Source organism: Rhizobacter sp. J219 (assembly GCF_024700055.1).
In the GTDB taxonomy this organism is placed as follows: domain Bacteria; phylum Pseudomonadota; class Gammaproteobacteria; order Burkholderiales; family Burkholderiaceae_C; genus Rhizobacter.
On the sequence record NZ_JAJOND010000001.1, the window covers coordinates 1,349,892 to 1,372,689 of the forward strand.

The 22,798-nt window shown below is 68.3% G+C and carries 21 protein-coding genes and 1 pseudogene; 14 read left to right on the forward strand and 8 right to left on the reverse strand.

The features are described 5' to 3' along the window. The first annotated feature begins 7 nt into the window (after window positions 1-7). The 11 genes from tssH (at window position 8) to LRS03_RS06215 (ending at window position 13,639) form a co-directional block, all read left to right on the forward strand. Window positions 8-2,719 carry a type VI secretion system ATPase TssH gene (gene tssH, locus LRS03_RS06165; RefSeq protein WP_257824513.1) on the forward strand — a complete coding sequence of 904 codons (2,712 nt, stop codon included), beginning with the start codon at window positions 8-10 and terminating at the stop codon, window positions 2,717-2,719. After that, on the forward strand, window positions 2,706-4,052 hold the full coding sequence (locus tag LRS03_RS06170; RefSeq protein WP_257824514.1) for a tetratricopeptide repeat protein: 1,347 nt from the start codon (window positions 2,706-2,708) through the stop codon (window positions 4,050-4,052). The genes tssH and LRS03_RS06170 overlap by 14 nt, the downstream gene beginning before the upstream one ends. A 40-nt stretch (window positions 4,053-4,092) precedes the next feature. Continuing rightward, window positions 4,093-5,172 (forward strand): LysM peptidoglycan-binding domain-containing protein, encoded by a 1,080-nt coding sequence (locus LRS03_RS06175; RefSeq protein ID WP_257824515.1) that lies wholly within the window; start codon window positions 4,093-4,095, stop codon window positions 5,170-5,172. Window positions 5,173-5,304: 132 nt separating this feature from the next. After that, complete coding sequence (locus LRS03_RS06180) at window positions 5,305-7,593, forward strand: type VI secretion system Vgr family protein (RefSeq protein ID WP_257824516.1); 2,289 nt, start codon at window positions 5,305-5,307, stop codon at window positions 7,591-7,593. Window positions 7,594-7,607: 14 nt separating this feature from the next. Further along, window positions 7,608-8,153, forward strand: coding sequence for a DUF6484 domain-containing protein (locus LRS03_RS06185; protein WP_257824517.1), 546 nt, complete (start codon window positions 7,608-7,610; stop codon window positions 8,151-8,153). A 12-nt stretch (window positions 8,154-8,165) separates the two neighbouring features. Beyond that, window positions 8,166-9,110, forward strand: a complete 945-nt coding sequence (locus tag LRS03_RS06190; RefSeq protein WP_257824518.1) for a DUF2169 family type VI secretion system accessory protein — start codon at window positions 8,166-8,168, stop codon at window positions 9,108-9,110. After that, window positions 9,107-9,277 carry a hypothetical protein gene (locus LRS03_RS06195; protein WP_257824519.1) on the forward strand — a complete coding sequence of 57 codons (171 nt, stop codon included), beginning with the start codon at window positions 9,107-9,109 and terminating at the stop codon, window positions 9,275-9,277. The genes LRS03_RS06190 and LRS03_RS06195 overlap by 4 nt, the downstream gene beginning before the upstream one ends. Further along, entirely contained in the window at window positions 9,274-10,302 is a 1,029-nt protein-coding gene (locus LRS03_RS06200) for a hypothetical protein (protein ID WP_257824520.1), read from the forward strand. Before LRS03_RS06195 ends, LRS03_RS06200 begins: the two co-directional genes overlap by 4 nt. Continuing rightward, window positions 10,302-11,405 (forward strand): PAAR-like domain-containing protein, encoded by a 1,104-nt coding sequence (locus tag LRS03_RS06205; protein WP_257824521.1) that lies wholly within the window; start codon window positions 10,302-10,304, stop codon window positions 11,403-11,405. The genes LRS03_RS06200 and LRS03_RS06205 overlap by 1 nt, the downstream gene beginning before the upstream one ends. 42 nt (window positions 11,406-11,447) lie before the next feature. Further along, window positions 11,448-12,359: a beta propeller repeat protein gene (locus LRS03_RS06210; RefSeq protein ID WP_257824522.1), complete on the forward strand. Its 912-nt coding sequence runs from the start codon at window positions 11,448-11,450 to the stop codon at window positions 12,357-12,359. An 8-nt stretch (window positions 12,360-12,367) separates the two neighbouring features. Beyond that, a complete protein-coding gene (locus tag LRS03_RS06215) occupies window positions 12,368-13,639 on the forward strand; it encodes a TIGR02270 family protein (protein ID WP_257824523.1) in 1,272 nt (423 codons plus the stop codon). A gap of 4 nt (window positions 13,640-13,643) precedes the next feature. On the opposite strand, the gene LRS03_RS06220 is transcribed toward LRS03_RS06215, so the two are convergent. From LRS03_RS06220 to LRS03_RS06250, 7 genes are all read right to left on the reverse strand, one after another. Then, complete coding sequence (locus LRS03_RS06220; protein ID WP_257824524.1) at window positions 13,644-15,218, reverse strand: caspase family protein; 1,575 nt, start codon at window positions 15,216-15,218, stop codon at window positions 13,644-13,646. Beyond that, on the reverse strand, window positions 15,215-15,490 hold the full coding sequence (locus LRS03_RS06225) for a DUF2277 domain-containing protein (protein ID WP_257824525.1): 276 nt from the start codon (window positions 15,488-15,490) through the stop codon (window positions 15,215-15,217). The genes LRS03_RS06220 and LRS03_RS06225 overlap by 4 nt, the downstream gene beginning before the upstream one ends. A gap of 119 nt (window positions 15,491-15,609) precedes the next feature. Beyond that, window positions 15,610-16,719 carry a hypothetical protein gene (locus tag LRS03_RS06230; protein WP_257824526.1) on the reverse strand — a complete coding sequence of 370 codons (1,110 nt, stop codon included), beginning with the start codon at window positions 16,717-16,719 and terminating at the stop codon, window positions 15,610-15,612. Next, a complete protein-coding gene (locus tag LRS03_RS06235; protein ID WP_257824527.1) occupies window positions 16,716-18,086 on the reverse strand; it encodes an LPP20 family lipoprotein in 1,371 nt (456 codons plus the stop codon). The genes LRS03_RS06230 and LRS03_RS06235 overlap by 4 nt, the downstream gene beginning before the upstream one ends. Continuing rightward, window positions 18,083-18,622 carry a hypothetical protein gene (locus tag LRS03_RS06240; RefSeq protein WP_257824528.1) on the reverse strand — a complete coding sequence of 180 codons (540 nt, stop codon included), beginning with the start codon at window positions 18,620-18,622 and terminating at the stop codon, window positions 18,083-18,085. Before LRS03_RS06240 ends, LRS03_RS06235 begins: the two co-directional genes overlap by 4 nt. Beyond that, the gene (locus LRS03_RS06245) at window positions 18,622-19,131 is read right to left on the reverse strand and encodes an outer membrane beta-barrel protein (RefSeq protein WP_257824529.1); all 510 of its coding nucleotides are present in this window, start codon (window positions 19,129-19,131) and stop codon (window positions 18,622-18,624) included. The genes LRS03_RS06240 and LRS03_RS06245 overlap by 1 nt, the downstream gene beginning before the upstream one ends. 289 nt (window positions 19,132-19,420) lie before the next feature. Next, window positions 19,421-19,840, reverse strand: a complete 420-nt coding sequence (locus LRS03_RS06250) for a hypothetical protein (protein WP_257829709.1) — start codon at window positions 19,838-19,840, stop codon at window positions 19,421-19,423. 211 nt (window positions 19,841-20,051) lie between these two features. On the opposite strand from LRS03_RS06250, the pseudogene LRS03_RS26790 reads away from it, so the two are divergent. Continuing rightward, window positions 20,052-20,279, forward strand: a pseudogene (locus tag LRS03_RS26790) (FHA domain-containing protein); the annotation flags it as partial. Window positions 20,280-20,341: 62 nt separating this feature from the next. Here the strand turns inward: LRS03_RS26790 and LRS03_RS06260 are convergent. Further along, window positions 20,342-20,509: a hypothetical protein gene (locus LRS03_RS06260; protein WP_257824530.1), complete on the reverse strand. Its 168-nt coding sequence runs from the start codon at window positions 20,507-20,509 to the stop codon at window positions 20,342-20,344. A gap of 359 nt (window positions 20,510-20,868) precedes the next feature. Here LRS03_RS06260 and tagH point away from each other — a divergent pair, with 359 nt between their 5' ends. Next, the gene (gene tagH / locus LRS03_RS06265; RefSeq protein WP_257824531.1) at window positions 20,869-21,927 is read left to right on the forward strand and encodes a type VI secretion system-associated FHA domain protein TagH; all 1,059 of its coding nucleotides are present in this window, start codon (window positions 20,869-20,871) and stop codon (window positions 21,925-21,927) included. Window positions 21,928-21,935: 8 nt separating this feature from the next. Further along, on the forward strand, window positions 21,936-22,745 hold the full coding sequence (locus LRS03_RS06270) for a PP2C family protein-serine/threonine phosphatase (RefSeq protein ID WP_257824532.1): 810 nt from the start codon (window positions 21,936-21,938) through the stop codon (window positions 22,743-22,745). The last annotated feature ends 53 nt before the right edge of the window (window positions 22,746-22,798 follow it).

A 22,798-nucleotide genomic window follows, 5' to 3' on the forward strand; every position in this document is an offset into this window, starting at 1 on the left:
GACCCTCATGGCAGAAATCAGCCGCTCCGCCCTCTTCGGCAAACTCAACCCGCTCGCCTACAAGGCGATCGAAGGCGCCACCGTCTTCTGCAAGCTGCGCGGCAACCCGTATGTGGAACTGCAGCACTGGCTGTTCCAGATCCTGCAGAACCAGGACAGCGACATCCACCGCATCGCCAAGCACTACGGCATGGACGCGTCGAATCTGGTCGCCGATCTGCAGAACTCGCTCGACCGCTTGCCGCGCGGCGCCTCGTCGGTGACCGACCTGTCGACCTTCGTCGAAGACGCGGTGGAACGCGGCTGGGTCTACGGCTCGCTGATGTACGGCGGCACCTACGTGCGCACCGGCTTCCTCATCATTGGCCTGCTCAAGACCAAGAGCCTGCGCAACGTGCTGATGTCGATCAGCAAGCAGTTCGAGAAGATCCAGACCGACGACCTCACCGAAAACTTCCTGAAGATCGTCGGTGGCTCGCCCGAGGATCAGCAGGTCGCGAGCGAGTCGGGCGCCGCGCCCGGTGAAGCCAGCGGCGCGATCTCGCCGGCCGCGATGGGCAAGCAGGAAGCGCTCAAGCAGTTCACCACCGACCTCACCGACCAGGCCCGCAGCGGCAAGATGGACCCGATCGTCGGCCGCGACGACGAGATCCGACAAGTGGTCGACATCCTGATGCGCCGCCGGCAAAACAACCCCATCCTCATCGGCGAAGCCGGCGTGGGCAAGACCGCGGTGGTCGAAGGCTTCGCGCAACGTATCGCGCGCGGCGACGTGCCGCCCTCGCTCAAGGAAGTGGAACTGCGCGCGCTCGACGTGGGCCTCTTGCAAGCCGGTGCGTCAATGAAAGGCGAGTTCGAGCAACGCCTTCGTTCGGTGATCGACGAAGTGCAGGCCTCGCCCAAACCCATCATCCTCTTCATCGACGAAACCCACACGCTCGTGGGCGCCGGCGGCGCGGCCGGCACCGGCGATGCCGCCAACCTGCTCAAGCCTGCCCTCGCACGCGGCCAGCTGCGCACCATCGGCGCGACGACCTTCGCCGAGTACAAGAAGCACATCGAAAAAGACCCGGCCCTGACCCGGCGTTTTCAGAGCGTGACGGTCGACGAGCCCGACGAGCCGCGCGCCATCCTCATGATGCGCGGCGTGGCCTCCACGATGGAGAAGCACCACAAGGTGCAAATCCTTGACGAAGCACTCGAAGCGGCGGTGAAGCTCTCGCACCGCTACATCCCCGCGCGCCAGCTGCCCGACAAGTCGGTGAGCCTGCTCGACACCGCCTGCGCCCGCGTGGCGGTGAGCCTGCACGCCACGCCCGCCGAAGTCGACGATTGCAGCAAGCGCATCGAAGCCCTGGAGACCGAACGCGGCATCATCGCCCGCGAAGGCGCGATCGGCATCGACATCACCAAGCGCTCGGCCGAAGTCGAAGCGATGCTCACCGCCGAGCGTGCGCGGCTCGACAAGCTGCAAAGCCGCTGGCAGGCCGAGAAGGGCCTAGTCGACAAGCTGCTCGACCTGCGCGCCAAGCTGCGCGGTGGTCTGGAGCCAGTGGAAGGCACCGGCAGCAAGCTGGAAAAGAGCGCCGAGATCGCCGCGAGTGACGTGCCCAAGCTGTCGGACAGCGAACGTGCCGCCGCCCTCGAAGAATTGAAGAAGGTGCAGACCGAACTGACCGCGCTGCAAGGCGAGAGCCCGCTCATCCTGCCCACCGTCGACTACCAGGCGGTCGCCAGCGTGGTGGGCGACTGGACCGGCATCCCCGTCGGCCGCATGGCCGCCAACGAGATCGAGACGGTGCTCAAGCTGCCCAAGCTGCTGGGCGAACGCGTGATCGGGCAAGACCACGCGATGGAGATGATCGCCAAGCGCATCCAGACCTCGCGCGCCGGCCTCGACAACCCGAGCAAGCCGATCGGTGTCTTCATGCTGGCCGGCACCTCGGGCGTTGGCAAGACCGAGACCGCGCTCGCGCTGGCCGAAGCGCTTTACGGCGGCGAGCAGAACGTCATCACCATCAACATGAGCGAGTACCAGGAGGCGCACACCGTCTCCACGCTCAAGGGCTCGCCCCCCGGCTACGTGGGCTACGGCGAAGGTGGCGTGCTGACCGAGGCCGTGCGTCGCCGACCGTACAGCGTGGTGCTGCTCGACGAGGTGGAGAAGGCCCACCCCGACGTGCACGAGCTCTTCTTCCAGGTCTTCGACAAGGGCTGGATGGAAGACGGCGAAGGCCGCCTGATCGACTTCAAGAACACGATCATCCTGCTCACAAGCAACGCCGGCAGCGACCTGATCATGAACCTGTGCAAGGACCCGGAGCTGATGCCCTCGCCAGACGCCATTGCCAAGGCGCTGCGCGACCCCTTGCTCAAGGTCTTCCCCGCTGCGCTTCTGGGCCGCATCGTCACCATCCCGTACTACCCGCTGAGCCCGGACATGATGGCGCGCATCGTCAAGCTGCAGCTCAACCGCATCAAGAAGCGCGTGGAGAGCAACCACGACGTTCCCTTCCTCTACAACGACGAGGTGGTGCAGCTCGTCGTCAGCCGCTGCAACGAGGTCGAAAGCGGTGGCCGCGTGATCGACGCGCTGCTCACCAACACCGTGCTGCCGCGCATCAGCCACGAGTACCTGTCACGCCTGGCCAGCGGTACCCCGATCCAGAAGGTGGAACTCACCGTCGCCGACGGGGATTTCGCCTATGCCTTCGACTAGACCCAGGACCAACCCCGAGACGCCGCTGCCGCAGCGCCAGCTGCTGCAGCGTGCCGTGACGCTCCTGCGCGGCGGCCAGCTCGACCAGGCCGAGCCGTTGCTCGTGTCCATCCTGCAGCGCTGGCCGGGCTACCCCGACGCGCTGCACTTTCTCGGGGTGCTGGAGCACATCCGCGGGCGCAGTGAAGAGGCCGTGAGCCTGATCCGCCAGGCCATCGTGCGCCTGCCGGGCGAAGCCGGCCCGCTCAACAACCTCGGCAACGTGCTGGTCGAGACGCAGCGATACGACGAAGCCGAACAGGCCTACCGCGATTGCCTCGCATTCCAGCCCGACCAGGTCGATGCGCTTACCAACCTCGCAACGCTCCTGCGCAAGCGCCGCCAGCATGCCGAGGCCGAGGCGCTGTGCCGGCGCGCGGTGAAGGCCCGGCCCGACTTCGCGCTCGCCTGGTACACGCTGTCGCTCGCGCTGGTGGAGCAAGGCCACATCGACGAGGCGCTCGAGGCCCACAGCCGCGGCGTGGCGCTTGCGCCGAAGCAGCTGCAGGCGCGCAACGCCATGCCCAAGGCGCTGGTGCACCGCGGCCGGCTCGACGACGCCGCCCGGCTCTACCGCGCCTGGCTCGCCATCGAGCCCGACAACCCGGTCGTGCGCCACCACCTCGCTGCGTGCGTGGGCGGCACCGTGCCCGAGCGGGCGAGCGACGCCTACGTCGAGAAGACCTTCGACGCGTTTGCCGCCACCTTCGACGCCAACCTCGCCGCGCTCGACTACCGCGCGCCCCAGCTCGTGACCGAGATGCTGCAGTCGTTGCTCGCGCCACCCTCGCGGCAGTACGACGTGCACGACCTCGGCTGCGGCACGGGCCTGTGCGGGCCGCTCGTGCGCGAGTGGGCGCGCGAGCTGAGCGGCTGCGACCTCTCGCAAGGCATGCTGGCCCAGGCCCAGCGCCGCCGCGTCTACGACCAGCTCACCCACGCCGAGCTGGTGGCGCACCTGCAAGACAACCCGCGCCGCTTCGACGTGCTGATCTGCGCCGACACGCTGTGCTACTTCGGTGAACTGCAAGACGCCATGCGCGCCGCCGCCGCAGCGCTGCGCCCGGGCGGGCGCTTCGTCTTCACCGTGGAGGCGTGGAAGTCGGAGGGCGGCGAGTCGTACAAGCTGCAGCCGCACGGCCGCTACGCGCACCACCGCGGCTACCTGCGGCGCGTGCTGTCGCAGGCCGGCCTCGCCGAACTCGCGCTGCAGGAAGAGCAGCTGCGCGTGGAAAACGGGCAGCCGGTCGCCGGCTGGTTGATCGCGGCCGCCCTGCCGCCGGCCCAGGCCTGAGGCGACAACGCCGCTCGCATTTCACCGGGACCGCACCACCATGTCAGGCAACCAATCCCTCCCCGGCTACCTCTGCCAGGAAGAAGCCCCGGTCAACGTGGCCGACGGCACGCTCGCCCTCACCGCGTCGCCCGCGCCTGTGACCGTGACCGAAGAAGACGTGTCGTACGAGATCCGCTCCAGCTACGCGCCGGTGCCGACCACCCTCGTCGGCCTCAACCCGGCTGAGCTGCAGGTGCTGGCCTGGCTGCGCGCGCATCAGCACCTGATCGCCGATGCCGAGCAGCGCTTTCGCGTCGACCGCCGTGCCATTGCCGGCGCCATCGCGTGGGAGATGCTGGAGAACGTGATCCGCGACCCGAAGACCAAGCTCTCGGTCGGCGAAGGCAAGGTCCACACCTACTACGGCAACCGTCGTGCGCCGGTGAAGACGGCCTGGTCCCTGATTCGCCTCAAGCTGCCGATCGGCGACGCGGGTGTGGACACCAGCGCCAAGGAGGTCGAGGAGTACGGCTACCTGCCGCCGCAAAGCTTCGAGAACCGCGTGGCGATCCTCTCCACCACGCAAGGCGCCATCACCTACATCGCCGCCATCATGGCCGCCATTGCCGACCTGGCCGCTCAGCACGGCTTCGACGACGTGCGCAGCAACCCGGTGATCCTGGCCAATGTGTACCAGGGCCGCACCTTGCGCACCTGGGATGCCGCGCTCAAGGCGAAGGTGCCAGGCTCCAGCTTCGGTGGTGGCAACCCAATGGACATCTGGGTCGCCGCGCACATCGCCTTCCTCGAAGATGGCGTGGGCCGGCCCAAGCTGCCCGAGAGCGGATCGCCGGCGCTCTACATGTCGGTGATGCCGGCCAGCAGCGGCCCTGCGCCGACCGCCTCGAAGACCGTCACCGTGGCGCACAACTCCTCGCTCTCGGCCATCGCGCTGGCCGAGTACGGCAGCCTCGACCTGTGGCCACTGATCTACGACCTCAACAAGGCCAGGATCGGGCCCAACCCCAACCTGGTGAGCGCAGGCACGACCCTCTCCATCGCGCCGCTGGCCAGCTACAGCGCGGCGCAGCTTGCCTGGGCGCGCAGCCAGGCGCCGAGCTGGCGTCACTACCGGTAACAAGAGCGTGTGCATCGCCTGCCACGCATAGGGGATCGGGTGACTTTCGTCGCTTAACGCCCCGGGCACCGCGCCCTATCGTCACGGCAAGCGTCCACACCCGCTGTCAACGCAACACCAGGCAGGCCCCCAATGCCATCACCGATCACGCTGACTTCTCCCCTTCCGCCGGCCGACTTGATGTTCGAGTCGATGACGGCCACGGCCGGCCTGAGCGTGCTCGAAGACATGCAGCTCGGCGTGCTGAGCCCCAAGGCCGGCATCGACCCGAAAGACCTGCTGGGCAAGGGCGTCACCGTCAACGTGCACCTGGGCGGCGACAGCAAGCGCCACTTCCACGGCTACGTCACCCGCTTCGCGATGGTGGGCCACCAGGGCCGCCACTACCAGTACCGCGCCACCGTTCGGCCGTGGCTGTGGTTCCTGAGCCGCACGGCCGATTGCCGCATCTTCCAGGACATGACGGTGCCCGACATCGTCAAGAAGGTCTTCGAAGACCACAAGGCCGCCAACTTCAAGTTCAACCTCTTCCGCAGCTACCGCAAGTGGACCTACTGCGTGCAGTACCGCGAGAGCGATCTCAACTTCGTGATGCGCCTGCTGGAGCACGAAGGCATCTACTTCTACTTCGAGCACAAGGAAGGCGAACACAAGCTGGTGCTCGTCGACTCGCGCAGCGCGCACGATGCGCCCGCCGGCCATGACAGCCTGCCGTTCTACGAGGACGGGGCCGCGCCGCCCGACACCGAAGCCGTGTCGCGCTGGTCGTTCTCGCGCGAGATCCGCCCCGGCAAGACCGTGCTCGACAGCTACGACTTCGAGCGCCCGTCGGTCGACCTCGTGGTGCAGAAAGACACCAAGCGCGACCACGAGCTGGCCGACTCCGAGGTCTTCGACTACCAGGGCGACTACATCCAGGCCGCCGACGGCACCCAGCTGGTCGAAGACCGGCTCGACGAGGAGCAGTCGCGCTTCCACCTGGTGCAGGCCGCGTCCAACGGCCACAGCGTGGAAGTGGGCCGCCTGCTCAAGCTCACCAAGCACCCGCGCGACGACCAGAACGCCGAGTACCTGGTCACCTCGACCTCGATGCACGCCAGCGTGGCCGCCAACGAATCGGGCGCAGCCGGCGGCAACACCTTCCACTGCGACTTCACGGCCATTCCCTCATCGCAGCAGTTCCGCCCCTTGCGCAAGACTCCCAAGCCCTTCATGCAAGGCCCGCAGACGGCCGTGGTGGTGGGCCCCGGCGGCGAAGAGATCTTCACCGACAAGTACGGCCGCGTGAAAGTGCAGTTCCACTGGGACCGCGAGGCCAAGAAGAAAGACCTGAAGGAAAAGAGCAGCTGCTGGGTGCGTGTGTCGCACCCGTGGGCCGGCAAGAACTTCGGCGCGATCCACATCCCGCGCATCGGGCAGGAGGTGGTCGTCGGCTTTCTCGAAGGCGACCCCGACCAGCCGCTCATCACCGGCCGCGTCTACAACGCCGAGCAGATGCCCCCGTGGGATTTGCCGGCCAACGCCACGCAGAGCGGCATCCTCACGCGCTCGTCGAAGGGCGGCGCGTATGCGAATGCCAATGCGATCCGCTTCGAAGACAAGAAGGGTTCGGAGCAGCTGTGGATCCACGCCGAGAAGAACCAGGACATCGAGGTCGAGAACGACGAGACGCACTGGGTCGGGCATGACCGCACGAAGACGATCGACCATGACGAGACGGTGCATGTGAAGCATGACCGGACTGAGACGGTCGACAACGACGAGACCATCACCGTCCACCACGACCGCACGGAGACGGTGGACAACAACGAAACCATCACCATCGGCAAGAACCGCACCGAGTCGGTGGGGGTCGACGAGACCATCAGCATCGGCGCCAACCGCACCGAGTCGGTGGGCAGCAACGAAACCATCGACATCGGCAGCAACCGCACCGAGACGGTCGGCTCCGACGAGACCATCACCATCGGCGCCAACCGCACCGAGTCGGTCGGTAGCAACGAGAGCATCACGATCGGTTCCAACCAGACGATCGACATCGGCTCGAACCAGACGCTCACGGTCGGCAGCAAGCAGAACATCAGCGTGGGCTCGGACCAGTCCACGAGCGTCGGCGCCAAGCAGAGCAACTCCATCGGCTCCGACCGCAGCCTGACCGTCGGCGGCGCACAGAGCACGTCGGTTGCGAAGAAGCGTGCCACCTCCATCGGCGAAGACGATTCGCTCACCGTCGGCAAGAATCTCACCATCACGGCCGCCGACTCCATCACCATCAAGACGGGCAGTGCGAGCATCACGATGAAGAAGGACGGCACGATCACCATCAAGGGCAAGGACATCACCCTCGACGGCTCCGGAAAGATCAACGTGAAGGCCAGCAGCGACGTGACGCTGAAGGGCTCGAAGGTCCTGCAGAACTGAACACGAGGCACGCCATGCAACGCGAACACCTGAGCGACGAGCAGCTGATGCTGGCCGACGCGCCCGAGGCCCCCACCGGCGCCAGCCCACTGGCCTCGCTGATCGACAAGCGCCCCGCGGCACTCTCGCCTGCGCCGCTGCCCGAGGTCGTGGTCGGCGAACTCGTCGCCCTCGTTGACGACGGCCTCACCCCGCTCGTGCTCTTCCCCGGCCAGGCCGGCACGGCCGCGCTGCGTGCGCGCACGGTGCTCGACCTGCACGGCGCCCACATCGGCCGTCAGGTGGTGTTGTCGTTCGAAGGCGGCGACGCCGGCCGCCCCATCGTGATGGGCGTGCTGCGCGCGGCCGGCGACCGCCCGCTCGACGCCCCAGGCCAGGTGCAGGTCGACGCCGACGGCGAGCGCCTCGTCGTAAACGCCAAGCAGGAGCTCGTGCTCCAGTGCGGCAAGGCCAGCATCACGCTGACCAAGGCGGGCAAGGTGCTGATCCAGGGGAGCTATGTCTCCAGCCGCTCCACCGGCGTGAACCGGCTCAAGGGCGGTTCGGTGCAGCTCAACTGAGAGCGCCACCGCATGGAACTCCTCAACGCCACCCGCATGACGGCGGGCCTCAACATGGGCCTGGAGCCGAACGGCCAGGAGCTGTTGGTCGTCGTGATCAAGGGGACCTTCGCGCTGCCAAAGCCGGGCGAGAAGTTCCGCCTGCACGACAAGCAGGCGCCGCTCGTGCTGGCCGACACCTTCACCGGCGAGCCCGGGCTGAGCGCGCCCGTGCACGAGATCGACTTCGCCCCCCGCAAGCGCGCCTGCGACGTGCTGCTGACGGGTGCGGCCTATGCGCCGGAAGGCTACGAAGTGACGCGCCAGCGCGTGGGCCTGCGTGTCGGGTCGCTGGAGAAGAGCTTCGACGTGGTCGGCGACCGCAGCTGGGAAGCTGGCCTGACCGGCATCCGCGCCTCGTCGCCGCAGCGTTTCTCGCGCATGCCGATCTCCTATGACCGCGCCTTCGGCGGCAGCGACCGCAACAGCAAGGACGAGGCCGAGCACGATGCCTACCTGCCCAATCCGGTGGGGCGCGGGTGGCACAAGCACCTGAAGAACGAATGGGTGGACGGCAAGCCCCTGCCCAATACCGAAGAGACCGGCGCGCCGGTGAGCTTCCCCAACAACCGCTACCACCCGATGGCCTTCGGCCCGCTGGGCCGGGTGTGGTCGTCGCGCTCCAGGTTTGCCGGTACTTATGACGACAAGTGGCTGGCCGATGATTTCCCGTTCCTGCCACGCGACTTCGACGAGCGCTACTACCAAGCGGCGCCCGAAGACCAGCAACTCGCCCTTCCGAGCGGCCCCCTCGACGTGTCCTTGACCGGGCTCACGCCCGACGGACTGCGCGAATTCACGCTTCCGCACTTCGAAGCGCCGGTGCACGTGTTTTCCGTCGGCGGCGGTCGGCACGACCTCACGGCCCAGCTCGACACCATCGTGTTCGAACCCGAAGTCTCGAGCGCTACACCATGACCTGGCGCACCTGCGTGCCGCTCAAGAAGAGCCTGCACGAGATCGCGCAGGTCATGGTCGGCAAGAAGGGGCGCGAATGGTGGCAGCAGCGGGAAGTCTCCTTCCCGATGCCCGTGCTCATGGTGCCGATGGACCCGGCCCCTGCCGAAGACAAGGTGGGCGCGTGAGCACGCCACTGGCCATCAAGGGCACCGGCCTCGTCACCTCGGTCGGCCTCACGGCGGTCCAGAGCTGCGCGGCCTTCCGCGCCAAGCTGTCGAACGCCGGAGAGACCCGCTTCACCGATTCGGGCGGCGACTGGATCGTCGCCCATCAGGTCCAGCTCGACGAACCCTGGCGCGGCTCGGTCCGGCTGGCCAAGATGGCCGCGCTCGCCATCGAAGAGGCGATGCACGACATCCCGCGCAACCAGTGGGCCGACGTGCCGCTGCTGCTGTGCGTGGCCGAAGCCAACCGCCCCGGTCGGCCCGAGTGGCTCGACCAGCAACTCGCAGACGAGATCCAGGCCGAGTTGGGTGTCGTGTTCCGCCTGCCGCCGGTGCTCGTTGCCCACGGGCGGGTCGGCGTGGCGGTCGCCCTCGCGCAGGCACGATCCCTCATGCGAGACCCAGCGATCGAGCAGGCCCTCATCGTCGCCGTCGACAGTCTCCTGAACTGGGAGACGCTGAGCCACTACGACCAGCGAGGGCGCCTGCTCAACGCCACCAACTCGAACGGTTTTCTGCCCGGTGAAGCGGCCGGTGCGCTGCGCGTCGCCCAGGCACAGCACGCCGCTGCGAGCGACCTGCTGTGCACCGGCATCGGCTTCGCGACCGAGCCCGCGCACATCGACAGCGAACTCCCGCTCCGGGCCGACGGCCTGTCGCAGGCGATCAAGGCAAGCCTCGCCGACGCGGGCCTCAGCATGGGCGACATGGATTTCCGCGTGGCCGACTGCTCCGGGGAACACTACTACTTCAAGGAAACGGCGCTCGCCCTTTCGCGCACGCTGCGTCAGCGCAAGGAAGAGTTCGACATCTGGCACCCGGCCGAATGCACTGGCGAGGTGGGAGCCGCGAGCGGCGCCACCCTCGTGGCGGTGGTGCACGCCGCCTGCCACAAGGGCTACGCCAGAGGTTCTCACATCCTCGCCCACTGGTCGAACGACGGCGGGCAGCGGGCCGCCCTCACCCTGCAGCAGCGGAGCGCCTGATGGCCAACGACGTCTACGCCAACGGGATGGAGGTGTCGTGCAAGGCCGGCTCGGGCAAGGCCACCTGCGCCTTTCCCGACGTGTGCTTCACGCCGCCGCAGACCCCGGCCACGCCGCCCGGCGTGCCCATCCCTTACCCGAACACCGGGATGGACTCCGATGCCAGCGACGGCTCCACCACCGTCAAGATCGGCGGCCAGGAGGTGATGCTCAAGAACAAGTCGTACTTCAAGAAGAGCACCGGCGACGAGGCAGGCAGTGCGCCGAAGAAGGGCGTCGTCACCAGCAAGATCACCGGCAAGGTGTACTTCAACGCCTGGTCGATGGACGTGAAGGTCGAGGGCGAGAACGTCGTGCGCAATCTCGACCTCACCACGCACAACCACGCCTCCTTCCCAGGCGACACGCCCACCTGGCCGTTCATCGCCAAGCAATCGGTCACCAAGGAGACCGGCCCCTGCAAGGACGAGATCAAGAACGAGAAGAAGGCCTGCAAGAACTGCACGCCGCACAAGAAGGGCGGCAAGGACCCGTGCTCCGATCCGAAATGCCAAAAGGCCCGGCAATGCATGCTGGTGCCCTTCAACGCCACCGCCAAGACGGTCGACAAGCCGAACGCCGCCAAGTGCTGCGACGGAAAAACCGGCCACCACGTGGTGCCGGTGCAGGAGTTCTCGAAGACCCGCTCCGCACTGCCGGGCGGCGGCACGCGCCCGCGCGGCGAGCCGCTCAACAACGACACCAAGGGCTACAACCAGGACGCCGCCCCGACGGTGTGCGCCGAGGGCGAGGTCCACAACGAGTGGGAATCCAAGTCGCCCTACCCGCTGAAGGAGCACGGCCGGCTCGGCAACGCCTACATCGCGGCACGCAAGTCGCGCGGCCTGAAGACCAACCAGAAGGTGGCCTACAGCACGCTGTCGGATTGCGGCGCCGAATCGGTCAACGCCGTGTTTCCGCACTGCTCCAAGGAGTGCATCCAGGAGCAGCTCGACAACTACCACGTGAAGTCCGCCAACATCCCGCCCGACAAGAAGTGCTGCCGCGTCAGCTCGCAAGGCACGCAGAAGGCGTTCAAGCCGAAGAAGGGCAAGAGGATGTGATGCGCCTGCACACGACAACTCGAACAACGACCGGAGCCCGACATGGCCAAGCCTGAACTCTTCTTCTCCGACGGGGTGGCCGTCGACGGCGAGCAATTCTTCTTCGGCGCCGGCATGCACGAGCACCGGGATTCCGACTCGTCCGTCATCGGCTGCCTGCTCGACGGCGAATGGGGCTATCACTCGGTCGAGGACGACTTCATCACCTCGATCACCTTCGTGCCCGAGCGGCAGGAAGTGGTGGCGCTCGGGAAGAACGGCCTCGTGAAGACCGCGACGCCGCGCAATGCGAAGCTGGTGGTCGACAACATGGCGGGCCGCTTCAAGGCCGAGCAGCTCGCGGGTGCCGAAGAAGCCGGCCCCTTGGAGCGCATCCGCGCCATCGGATCGTCCGTCTTCGCCTGTGGCTGGGCCGGCCAGATCTACCGCCGAAGCGGCGGTGCATGGGAGCAGTTCGATCTCGGCAAGAAGGCGAAGAACCACAACTTCATGGCCATCGACGGCTTTTCCGAGACCGACGTCTACGCCGTGGGGCTCAAAGGGGTGATCTGGCACTTCGACGGCCAGAAGTGGCGCTCGGTCGACAGCCCCACCAACCAGGCCCTGTACGACGTGCGCTGCCTGCCCAACGGCGACCTCGTGACCTGTGGCGCCGAAGGCGGCGTGTTCCGGGGCAAGGGCCAGCACCTGCAGTCCATCGGCGACCCGTCCTTCGAAGGCAATTGCTGGGCGGTGGAGGAGTTCAAGGGCAAGCTGTACCTCACGCTGTCGGAGAACCGCCTGGCCGTGCTCTCGCAGGGCAGCCTGCACGACGTGAAACTCCATGCCAAGGAGCCGCGCACCACCTACCGCCTCTCGGCGACGAGCGACGCGCTGTACTCCTTCGGCCCCTTCGACATCGCCCGGTTCGACGGCCGCAAGTGGCACGACGTGATCTGCCCGGAGAACACCTGAGGCCGGCCATGTCGATACGACCCCGCGCAGCCGTTCCGGAAATCCTCTCGCAACACCTGGACGACGCGATCGTGCTGCGCGGTGTGCGCAGCGTTCTCGTGACGTCGCCGCATGCGAAGCTGCACCAGCTCGCGCGCACCGACGAGCGCCTGGCCGCCCACCTCGATGGCCTGTCGGTCTCGGGCGAGCACGGCGTGACGCTCAGCACGGCCGCATTGGAGTCCCCGGGGCTCGGGCAGATCTTCGTCTCCGGCCTCCTGGCGCTGGAGCGGCGCGACGCCGCGCAGATCGAACGGCTCCTCGCCCTCGTCGGCGTCGTGCCCGAAGCTGAGCGCGCCCTGTCGTCGGCCTTCGGTTGGGCTGCGGCGCCGCTCCTGCGTGGGCTCACCGGCACCCTCTTGCGAGGCGCAACACCCGCAGCCCGCTGGCTCGGCATCGCGGCGTGTGCGCAGCACCGTGTCGATCCGGGCGACGCGCTCCCCGCTGCACTCGCCGACACCGACGCCCTCTTGCGCCGCCGCGCCTTGCGTGCGGCGGGCGAGCTCGGGCGGCACGATCTCCTGCCCCAAGTGCTCGCCCAGGCCGACGATCCCGACCCGGCCGCCGGCCTTGCGGCCTCGGCCTCGGCCGTGCGGCTCGGCGACCGCAGCCAGGCGCTCGAGCACTTGCGCAAGGTCGCCGTTCAGCCGGGTCCGCTTCAGGCCGAAGCCCTGATGCTGAGCCTCTTCACCGCCGACGCCGAGGCGGCACGCGCCCTCGTGAGGCAACTCGCCCCGGGCGGTAGCCCGATGCGCACCTTGATCCGCGCCGCCGGGTGGGCCGGCGACGCGCATGTGGTGCCATGGCTGCTCAATCACATGAAGGCCGACCCCAAGCTGGCACGCGTGGCGGGTGAAGCCTTCAGCTTCATCACCGGCGCCGATCTCGCCTACCTCGACCTCGACCGCAAGCCGCCTGAAGGCGAAGTCTTCGGCCCGAACGACGACCCCGCCGAGGCCGACGTCGCGATGGACGAAGACGACGGGCTGCCGTGGCCCGATGCCGACAAGCTTGCGGCATGGTGGCAAATGCAGGGCTCGCGCTTCACGCCGGGCACGCGCTATTTCGTGGGTGAGCCGCCGTCGGTGGCTCACTGCCTGTCGGTCTTGAAGAACGGCTTCCAGCGCCAGCGCATGGCGGCCGCCGACTACCTGTGCCTGCTCGCGCCCGGCACCGCACTCTTCAACGCCGCCGCACCCGCATGGCGGCAGCAGCGCCAGCTGGCCCAGATGCAGGCCTGAAGGTCTACTCGCGCCAGACGCGGAACCCCATCGTGCTGCCTTGAAGCGTGGGCTCCGCGCTCAGCACCGCCTGCGGTGTGAGTGCCGTGAGAGGTGAGGCCCAGCTGCCGCCTTTGAGCACGTATTTCTCGCAAGGCGACTTCTTGGGGTCGGCGCAGGTCGACGTCCACTGCCACACGTTCCCCGCCCAGTCGTACATGCCGATCGCGTTCGGCAGGAACACGCCCACCGGCGATGTCTGCGGGAAGCCGTCGTTGCAGGCCGACTCGCGCCACGGGAAGCCAGCGACCAGCGCGGCCGAGCGGTCGTAGCCGTTACCGGAGCGGCACTCGACGTACGGCACCAGCTGGCGCGTGCTGCCCTCGCCGACGTAGCGGCCGGCTTCCACCGCCTCGGCCCACTCGGCTTCGGTGGGCAGGCGGTATTTCTCTTTCGTGCGCTGGCTCAGCCACTGGGTGTACTTGACCGCGTCGTGCCAGCTCACGTTGATGGCGGGGTGGTTGTCGAGGCCGGAGCCACCCACGTCACGCTTCTCGCAGGCCTTGGCGCGCACGCACTGCTCGTAGTCGGCCACGGTCACCGGAAAGGCGCCGATGGCCTTCGAGCCCTTGCCGAGCACCACCATGCGTGGGCAATCGGGGCAGTCGCGCACATAGCTCGGCTCGACCGCGCTGCGCGTCGGCTCGGCGGCGATCACGCTCTCGTACGCTGCCGCCACCTGCGTGCGCATGCGCCCGGTGGGCGACAGCTCCAGGTACTTGCGCAGCTCGGCCTTGTTGCGGGTGGCGATCGCCATCTGCAGGCGCTGCTGATCCGCATCGGGGGCGCCGGCCGTCGCGGTGTCGCCGCTTGGCGGGATGAAATAGAAATCGGTCGTGAGCGAGGTGTTCTCCCAGGGCACCTGCTGGCCCTGCGACTCTTCGGTGACGCCGACGCGCACGCGCTTGAACACATCTTCCACCCGCATGCCCGGCGCATTGAGGTTGGCCAGCAGGTGCTTGGTGTAGACGCCGTTGCGGCCCTTGCCGTCGAGCGCCACCTTGCCGGGCGATGTGGCAAACGCCACCAGGCTGCCCTTGGGTGCATCGACCGCCGCGAGGCCCGAGCCCTTGGCCGAGGTGAAGGGGTTGTTGCGGCAGGCATCGAGGATCACGAGGTTGATCGCGGCGCCCTTGCCTTCCAGCCGCTGCAGCACGGCGTCAATCTCCACGCCCTGCTCGACCACGTCGCCTTCGTTCTGAACCTTCGCATCGACCGGCAGGATGTAGTTGCGCCCCCGCACCTGCATGCCGTGGCCGGCGTAGTAGAAGAGCGCTACGGTGCCGGGGGTGATCTGGTCGGCGAAGGCGCGCACGCGCGAGTTGATGTCGCGCTTGGTGGTGTTGAGCGCCACCACCGTCTCGAAGCCGCGCGCCTTCAACGCAGTGGCCAGGTCGGCCGCGTCGTTGGCCGGGTTGACGAGCGGGGCCACCGCATAGGCCGAGTTGCCGATCAGGAGCGCCACTCGCTTTTGCGCCCAGGCGCCACCCGCGGCGGCCAGGCACACGAGCGCCAGCAGGCAGCGCGCGACGAGGCTCACGCCTGCGTTCCGAAGCGTGCGGCGGAGCGCGCCTTGGCCTTCTCGGCTTCGACTTCGCGGTCGCGCGGCGGCGCGGTGGTGACGAGGGAACGGATCAGCACCCGCGCCGCGTTCGCCACGTCTTCCACCGCCTTGTCGAACGCCGCCTCGTTGGCCTGCGACGGCCGGTTGAACCCGGACAGCTTGCGCACGAACTGAAGCGAGGCGTCACGGATCTCCAGCTCGGTGGCCGGCGGCTCGAAGTTGAACAGGGTCTTGATGTTGCGGCACATGATGTCAGTGGGCCCCCCAGTCGCTGTCGCTCCTGCCCCCAAGGGGCGCCACCCAGCGGACCGGCGGAGCCGGATCCGCGGGTGTTCCTCGATGTTTGCTTCGCTGCGCTTGCATGACTTTATTTCGCGACAGCCACACGGTAGTAGGTCTTGGCCTTCTCGGTCTGCAGCGCGACATAGGCCCCGTTGCCCACGCGGCCGACGCTGAGCTGTGCCTGCTTGGGTGCGCCTTGCAGCTTCAGGCGGCAAGTCTCGGCACCACGCTCCACGTCGTAGCACGAGAGCACGTTGCCGGTGGCCACCACGAGGTAGCGCCAGTTGCCGATGAAGCCGCAGGCGATGGGTGCCGAGGTGCCGTCTTCGCCCGACTCGCGCTTGCCCACGGGGTGTACGGTGTGCACGTTGAACGCCTGCGCAGCGGCGGTGTCGACCAGGTGCACGCGGCCGCCGTAGGTGCGGGCCAGGCCACCCAGTCGGTCGACCGCCCAGGTGTAGCCGCCGACCGCCCCCACCTGCCCGTCGGGCGAGACGGCCACGCAAGCCTTGTCTTCGCCGCGCCACATTTCCTTGTTGAGCTTCACGGCCGACACCCACGGCGCCTCGGCCACGGCGGCGCTCGCCGGCGCCAGCTCGGTCTCGGGCGGCGCGCTCGCCACCGCTTCAAGCACCAGCGGCACGCCCTTGGGCAGCGCCGGGCTCACCACCGTGAGGCCGGCTCGCTGCGCGGCGCCGTCGATGGCGCGCTGGATCGCATTGCTGATGGCTGCGCCTTCGGTCAAGCCGTCGGACGGTGGCACACCGCGCGTGCCCATCTCGTTGAGCGTGAAGGCCTGCACCTTGGCCGATTTGTCGACGACGCGGAATTCGGCGGTGGCGGTGGCGGTGTAGAAGAGGCCGAGCACCGGCTTCACGCTCACGCTCACGCCCACCCGCACGATCTTCTCGATGTCGTACTTGCCGGCGCGCTTCACGAACTCTTCGGCCGTGATCACATGGCCCGGGTCGGCGAGGTCGACCCAGCCCTTCTTGAGCTGGCGCGCCTTGGCCTCGTCGAGCACGACGTATTTCGAATCGTTGAGCAACTCTTCGGCGCGGGCCTGCGCCACTTTCTCGTAGGCGGCGAACTTGGGGTCGCTCAGGTAGGCGGCGACCGAGACCTTGGTGCCTTCCTGCGCCATCGCAGCGCCAAAGGCAAAAAGCGAAGCGAGGAGGAACCCGAGTCTCCTCATTGCCAGCTCTGCCCGATGCGTTCGACCAGCCGCTTGGCGGCACTCAGCGCGAGGATGTCGGTGGCCATCGCGTCCGAGACCGGGTTCCAGCCGGTCAAGGCCTGGTAGCTGTCGTCGATGGGGCTGTCGAGCCCACGCACCTGGCTCTTCACCGCACCTTCAAACCGGTAGCCGGTGGACTTGTCTTCCGGGTCCTGGCGTTTGCCGATGCGGCCCTCGGCGTCGAGGCGAATCTGCGTCACCCCCGCAGCGGGCTTGCCAGCGCCAGCTTCGACCTGCGTGCGGGCGCCGAGCTTCGCGAGCGACTCGCTGAGCGAGGCGCATGCCTTGGTCCACGGCTCGGCCTTGCCACCCAGCCGCAAGCTGCAGCTGAGCGTCACCTGGCGGCCGGCGAAGTATTCCTTCTGCCGCTCCTGCGCCAGCGCCTCGGGTGGGCAGCCTTGCGCCTCGTTCGCCGCCTTGCGCGCGAGGCAGGTATAGCCCGCCTCGTTGAGCAGCGACACCAGCCGCGGCTGCGCCGCGAAGCCGATCACCGACGCATCGGGTACCCAAGAGGCCGCGAGCAGGGTGCGCAGCGGGCGCAGCGCGCGGCCGGCAGCTTCGAGCCGCTCGACCGGGTTGGTCGCGCTCTTGAATTCGGCATAGGCCTGCACGTGCGATTGCGCGAGGCCGAGCAGTCGGGTCTCGTCCTGCTTCATCTTCGCGAGCATCTTGTCGACCCCGCCAAGGCGCGACCTGAGCGCCGCCACGGGCACCTCCGGTACCTCACGGAAATCGTTGCTGCCGAGCAGCGCCGCCGCCGCCGCGGCAGAGCCTTCACGCTGCACCAGCGGCTGGGTTGCGTCTTCGGCCAGCACGAGCATCGCGCTCACCTGCTTCGACAAACCCAGCAGCAGGTCGCGCTTGCGTGCGCGCTCGAAATCGGCGCGGCTGATCGACACGCGCACCCAGGCCTGGCAGCGGCGGGCGTCGACCCACTGCTGGTCGGCGCGCACGTTCTGCAGGGTCACGTTGGTGGTGGCCTCGGCCACCGATTCGATCGAAGAGCGCAGCACCTGCTTGCCGCCTTCGCTCACCTTGCTGTCGTTGAGCCTGACGCTCGAACTCACCGACACGCGGATGCGCTCGGCCAGGTCTTTCAGGGCCTGCGTGCGCGCCGCGGCCAGGGCTTCGGGCAGGCGGTCGCCGTCGATCGTGGCCGAGCCCACCGCGCTCACCGTGGCCGGGTCTTCGGCGGCCTGCGGCGAGGCCCAGGCCGGCAGCGTGTCGCCATCGCCAATCACCTTGCAGGCGGCCGACGCGAACGGGCTCACCGCCAGGCACACCAGCGCGACGACCAGCGCGCCGAACAAGCGGTTGTTGGTCACTGCACGTTCTTTTGCGACACCTGCGACGGCACCGAGCGGCGGCGGAATTGCTGCAGCAGCATCTCTTCCACGTCGGCCGAGGCGGTGGTGTTGGTCTTGGCGACGGCCTCCTTGACGAGGCTGCGCGTGCCGGCGGAATCAAGCGTCACTTCGGCACACAGCCACTTGCCCGTGCCGGCAGAGACCTCTTCGAGGCGCGAGACGCGGGTGTTGGCGAGGGCCTTTTCGCTGAGCAGCTTGGCGTTCGAGCGGAAGGTCTGCGACGACTGTGCGCCCGTCCTGGAAGCGACGAATCCGTCGCTCGACTGGATGTTGACTTCCAGGTTGCGGGCGAGCGTCACGCGCGCCAAGGAAGCAGCCTGGGTGCGGTCCAGCGACAGGTTGCCGCTGGACTCCACACATTCGGCCGCGGCCACGCCGCCTGCGGCGTCGGGTTGCAGCACCCAGGCCGGCCAGGGTAAGGAAGCCGGCTTGGATGCGCAGGCCGCCAAAACGCCTGCGAAAAGCCCGATGGCGAGGATGCGTGGCGTGCCCATCAGAAACGGATCTTCAGACCGATGTTGAACACGATCTCGTTGCGGGTGTCATTGAAGACATCGGTGCGCTGGAAGCCCAGTTCCTCGAAGAGGCTGGTGGCTTCGCTCAGCGGCTGCTCCAGGCCCGCGAAGATGCCGATGGTGTTGCCGGTGTCGTTGTCGGCAGGGCTTTCGGCGCGGGTCAGGCCGATGAGGCCCTTGCCGTAGAAGAGCATGTTCGACGCCTGCGAGGGGCGGCCGATGTAGTACGTGGCGCCGGCGGTAATGCCCAGGCTCGTGCTGTCGAAACCACCGAAGTCGAACTTGGTGTACGTCGCGCCGACGGCGATCGACAGCTTGTCGGTCACGAGACGCTCGTAGGTGCCGTTGACGTTGGCAGTGGAGTAGTCATCCGACGACGTGATATTGCCGAACAACGAAACAGCGTTGCGCTTCTCCTGGGCTTGTGCGGTCACGGCGACGGCGCAGAGCGCCAGTGCGCCGGCCATCAGTGCAAACTTCTTCTTCATGGGGTGGGGTCCCTCTGTCGTAACGCAGCTGCCTGCAGCCAGGCCTTGCAGTCTTCGGGCCTCGTGGCCGGCAGGCAGATGCGCTCATGGGTGGTGGTCGACTGCGGCGGAAAGTGTCGCATCGGCTCCCCGCGTGGGCACATGACAAAGGTAATCCGCCTGTCTTTGCGGCAAGAAGAACCGGTGCTGCGCTGCGGGCCACACGACTGCCCCGGGGAAAGCGCCCGGCACACCCATTGCCCCTGCAAGGCAGCCGCAGAGCGGCTTCCTCAAACCCGTCTACGGAGACTCACACCATGCAGTTCAAGACCACCCTCACCGTCATCGCCGCCGCCGCCACCGCGCTGGCCCTCGGCATCAGCCACGCCCAATCGTCCTCGGGCGGCACCAGCGGATCGACCGGCGCCACGGGGACCTCCGGCACGAGCGGCACGTCCGGCACCAACGGGAACGCCGGCACCAACGGTGCGGCAGGCACCACCGGCGCAAGCCCGACCCCGGGCACCACGGGCAGCCCGAGCGGTACCTCCGGCACCAGCGGAACGATGGGCACCACCGGCACGGGCTCGAGCACGGGCACGATGGGCTCCACCGGCTCCGGCACCGGTTCAAGCACGGACGCCAGCACCATGGGCACCGGCAGCAGCGCCACGGGCACTGGCAGCAGCAGCGGCACCATGGGTACGGGTACGGGCACCAGCAGCAGCACCAGCAACCGCTCGGGCACCCTGCCCGCCCGCGCCGACCGCGGTTGATCTGAGCACCCCCGCGGGCCGCCGTTGTCAGCGCGGCGGCTGCCCGCCATCGCCATGCATGGGGGCCGCATGACTTTCGTTCATTGCGGGACTTGGCGCCAAGCCGGATAAACACAACTGTGGGGCCGCCACGCCCGAAAGCCGGCGGCCCGTCCCTTGGCTCTCATGCATCTCGTGATCCGCGCGCACACCCTGAAAGGCGAAACCCTGTCGCAGGCCATCACCGGCCATTTCGACGAACGCGGGGGCACGATCGGCCGCTCCGACACCAACACCCTGAGCCTGCCCGATCCCGAGCGCCACATCTCCCGCCTGCAGGCCGAGGTGTGGTTCAGCAACGGCGGCTTTTCCATCCGCAACGTCGGCAGCGCCAACGCGATCACTGTCAACGGCCGCCCCATCAACCCGGGCGAAGGCACCAACCTCAGCCATGGCGACGAGATCGTCGTCGGCAGCTACAGCATGCGCGCGTCACTCGGCGAGGCGGCCGAGCCGGCCACCCAGATCGCCCCGGTCGACGCGCGCACGGTCATCAAGGCCTCGGCCACCGAAGGCAAGACCAACCCGCGCCCGCGCTCGGCCCTCGGTGGCGCGACAGTCTCCACCACGACCAGTGCGTCCAATCCGTTTGCCGACCTGCTCGGCAGCGCTGTCAAACCCACCGCAGACGACCCCTTCGCCGGCCTGATGGGCGGCGCCCCCGCCAACCCGCCGACCACCGCCGTGCACGTGCGCACGCCGGCACCCATGGCTCCGCCGCCCCCCGTCGCGGGCCCAGTGCCGGCGGCCCCCGTGGCCGCACGCCTGCCCGACGACTTCGACCCCTTCGCCGATCTGGCCCCACCCCCAGCGAGCCCCGCGCAGACGGGACTGGCCGGCTTCATGGCGGGCAGCCCGGCACCTGCGCCCTCGTCCGCTCTGCCTGCCGACCTGGGCCTGGGTGACCTGATCGGCACGCCGCCCGCGCAGGCGAGCAGCCTGGATGCGATGTTCGGCCTCGGCAGCGCGCCGGCACCGGGCGCCGACCCGCTGGCCGGCTTCCTGGCTACGCCGCCGAGCAGCGCAAAAGGGGCGCCTGCCGAAAACAAGGATCCGATGGCGATGTTCGGGGGTGCCGCGTCGGCGCCCCCACCGCCGGCCATGCCCACGGCCTCCAACCACACCCCCGAGCTGCGCGCGGCCTACGTGCCGCCCGCGGTGCAGGCGCCCAAGCCCGCTCCGCGGCCGGCGCCGGCGCCCGTGCCCGTCTCCATGCCGGCACCGGCCCCTGCGGCGTTCAAGGCGCCACCGCCCGCACCGCGTCACGACCCCGAGACGGTGCCCGGCGTCAAACCCTCGCGCCTGGTGTTCGACTCGGCGCACGCCCCGCTCGACGAGATCCCGCCCGTCACCGCGCCGGCCCCCCCTCGCCCCGCTGGCGGCCGGCCCGTCGGCCCCGCCCGACGCGCTGTGGGCCGCCTTCTGCGAAGGCGCCGGCGTCAACATCAAGCTGCCGCAAGGCCTCACGCCCGAGATGATGAAGATCATCGGCCAGGTCATGCACCACGCCATCGACGGCACCATCAAGCTCGTGCACATCCGCGCCGCGGCCAAGCAGGAGATGAAGGCCGACGTGACGACCATCCAGGCGCGCAACAACAACCCGCTCAAGTTCTCGCCCGATGCCGGCGTGGCCATCGAGCAGTTGCTGCAGCCGCCGATGCGCGGATTCATGATGGGCCCGGTCGCGGTGAACGACGTGATGGACGACCTGCTCGGCCACGCCATCGGCACCATGGCCGGTATGCGCGCGGCGCTCACCGGCGTGCTCGACAAGTTCGAGCCCGGCAAGCTGGAAAACAAGCTCGCCGGCAACTCGGTGCTCGACAGCGTGCTGCCGATGAACCGCCGCGCCAAGCTCTGGGAGCTCTACCTGCAGCACTACAAGCGCATCCGCGACGATGCGCAGGAAGACTTCCACGACCTCTTCGGCAAGGCCTTCATCGAGGCCTACGAAGAGCAGCTCGACCGCCTGGACCAGGCCCGCCACCCTTCCGTCTGACGCCGCGCATGCTGGAGATCGAGATCGCCGCCCGCAGCGAGGTGGGTGGGCGCAACCACAACGAAGACGACCTGCGCCACGGGCGCAACGGGCCGTTCTGGTATGCCGTGCTGTCCGACGGCGCCGGCGGCCATGCAGGCGGCGCCATCGCCTCCGACCTGGTGGTGCGCCTGACCGCGCACGCCCTGCAGAACGCCGTGCAGGCGTCACCCCGCGAGCTGACGCAGGTCGTGATGCAGGCGCACGACGCGGTGGTGCAGCAGCAAGACCGGCAGCAGCGCGACCGCATGCACGCCACGCTCGTCGCACTGTGGATCGACGCCCGGCGCGAAGAGGCCCTCTGGACGCACGTCGGCGACTCGCGCCTCTACCTGCTGCGCCACGGCCGCGTGATGCATGTGACGCAGGACGACAGCGTGGTGCAGCAGATGGTCGCCGCCGGCTACCTGACCGCCGAAGAAGCGCTCAACCACCCCAAGAAGAACCAGCTGCTCGCCGCCATGGGCACCGAGGGCGGCATCGACCCTAACACCACCGAGCGCGCCGCGCCGGTGGAAGACGGCGACGCCTTCCTGCTGTGCAGCGACGGCTGGTGGGAGCACTTCAGCCCGCGCGACATCGAGGCGCACTTTGCCGTGGCCGCGTCGCCGACCGACTGGCTCAAGCGCATGGCCGAGCACATCGAGCAACACGCCTCGCCCCGGCAGGACAACTACAGCGCCATCGCTGTGTGGCTCGGCGACCCGGCCGAGACCACCCGCCTCAATGGGCTGTGGAGCGACACCGTGCCCGGCCCGCTGCCCACCGCCGGCGGGTGACCTTGGTCGCTTTCCACAAGGCCTTGCATCGTTCAAGATCCAGACCGTCAGAA

Bases quoted from the DNA above. Each gene is read 5' to 3' on its own strand.
- LRS03_RS06270 (WP_257824532.1), top strand. From the start codon at position 21,936: ATGCTGGAGATCGAGATCGCCGCCCGCAGCGAGGTGGGTGGGCGCAAC.
- tagH (WP_257824531.1), top strand. From the start codon at position 20,869: ATGCGATGTTCGGCCTCGGCAGCGCGCCGGCACCGGGCGCCGACCCGC.
- LRS03_RS06240 (WP_257824528.1), bottom strand. From the start codon at position 18,622: ATGGGCACGCCACGCATCCTCGCCATCGGGCTTTTCGCAGGCGTTTTG.
- LRS03_RS06245 (WP_257824529.1), bottom strand. From the start codon at position 19,131: ATGAAGAAGAAGTTTGCACTGATGGCCGGCGCACTGGCGCTCTGCGCC.
- LRS03_RS06230 (WP_257824526.1), bottom strand. From the start codon at position 16,719: ATGAGGAGACTCGGGTTCCTCCTCGCTTCGCTTTTTGCCTTTGGCGCT.
- LRS03_RS06195 (WP_257824519.1), top strand. From the start codon at position 9,107: ATGACCTGGCGCACCTGCGTGCCGCTCAAGAAGAGCCTGCACGAGATC.
- LRS03_RS06175 (WP_257824515.1), top strand. From the start codon at position 4,093: ATGTCAGGCAACCAATCCCTCCCCGGCTACCTCTGCCAGGAAGAAGCC.
- LRS03_RS06190 (WP_257824518.1), top strand. From the start codon at position 8,166: ATGGAACTCCTCAACGCCACCCGCATGACGGCGGGCCTCAACATGGGC.
- LRS03_RS06215 (WP_257824523.1), top strand. From the start codon at position 12,368: ATGTCGATACGACCCCGCGCAGCCGTTCCGGAAATCCTCTCGCAACAC.
- tssH (WP_257824513.1), top strand. From the start codon at position 8: ATGGCAGAAATCAGCCGCTCCGCCCTCTTCGGCAAACTCAACCCGCTC.
- LRS03_RS06185 (WP_257824517.1), top strand. From the start codon at position 7,608: ATGCAACGCGAACACCTGAGCGACGAGCAGCTGATGCTGGCCGACGCG.
- LRS03_RS06225 (WP_257824525.1), bottom strand. From the start codon at position 15,490: ATGTGCCGCAACATCAAGACCCTGTTCAACTTCGAGCCGCCGGCCACC.
- LRS03_RS06205 (WP_257824521.1), top strand. From the start codon at position 10,302: ATGGCCAACGACGTCTACGCCAACGGGATGGAGGTGTCGTGCAAGGCC.
- LRS03_RS06210 (WP_257824522.1), top strand. From the start codon at position 11,448: ATGGCCAAGCCTGAACTCTTCTTCTCCGACGGGGTGGCCGTCGACGGC.
- LRS03_RS06170 (WP_257824514.1), top strand. From the start codon at position 2,706: ATGCCTTCGACTAGACCCAGGACCAACCCCGAGACGCCGCTGCCGCAG.
- LRS03_RS06180 (WP_257824516.1), top strand. From the start codon at position 5,305: ATGCCATCACCGATCACGCTGACTTCTCCCCTTCCGCCGGCCGACTTG.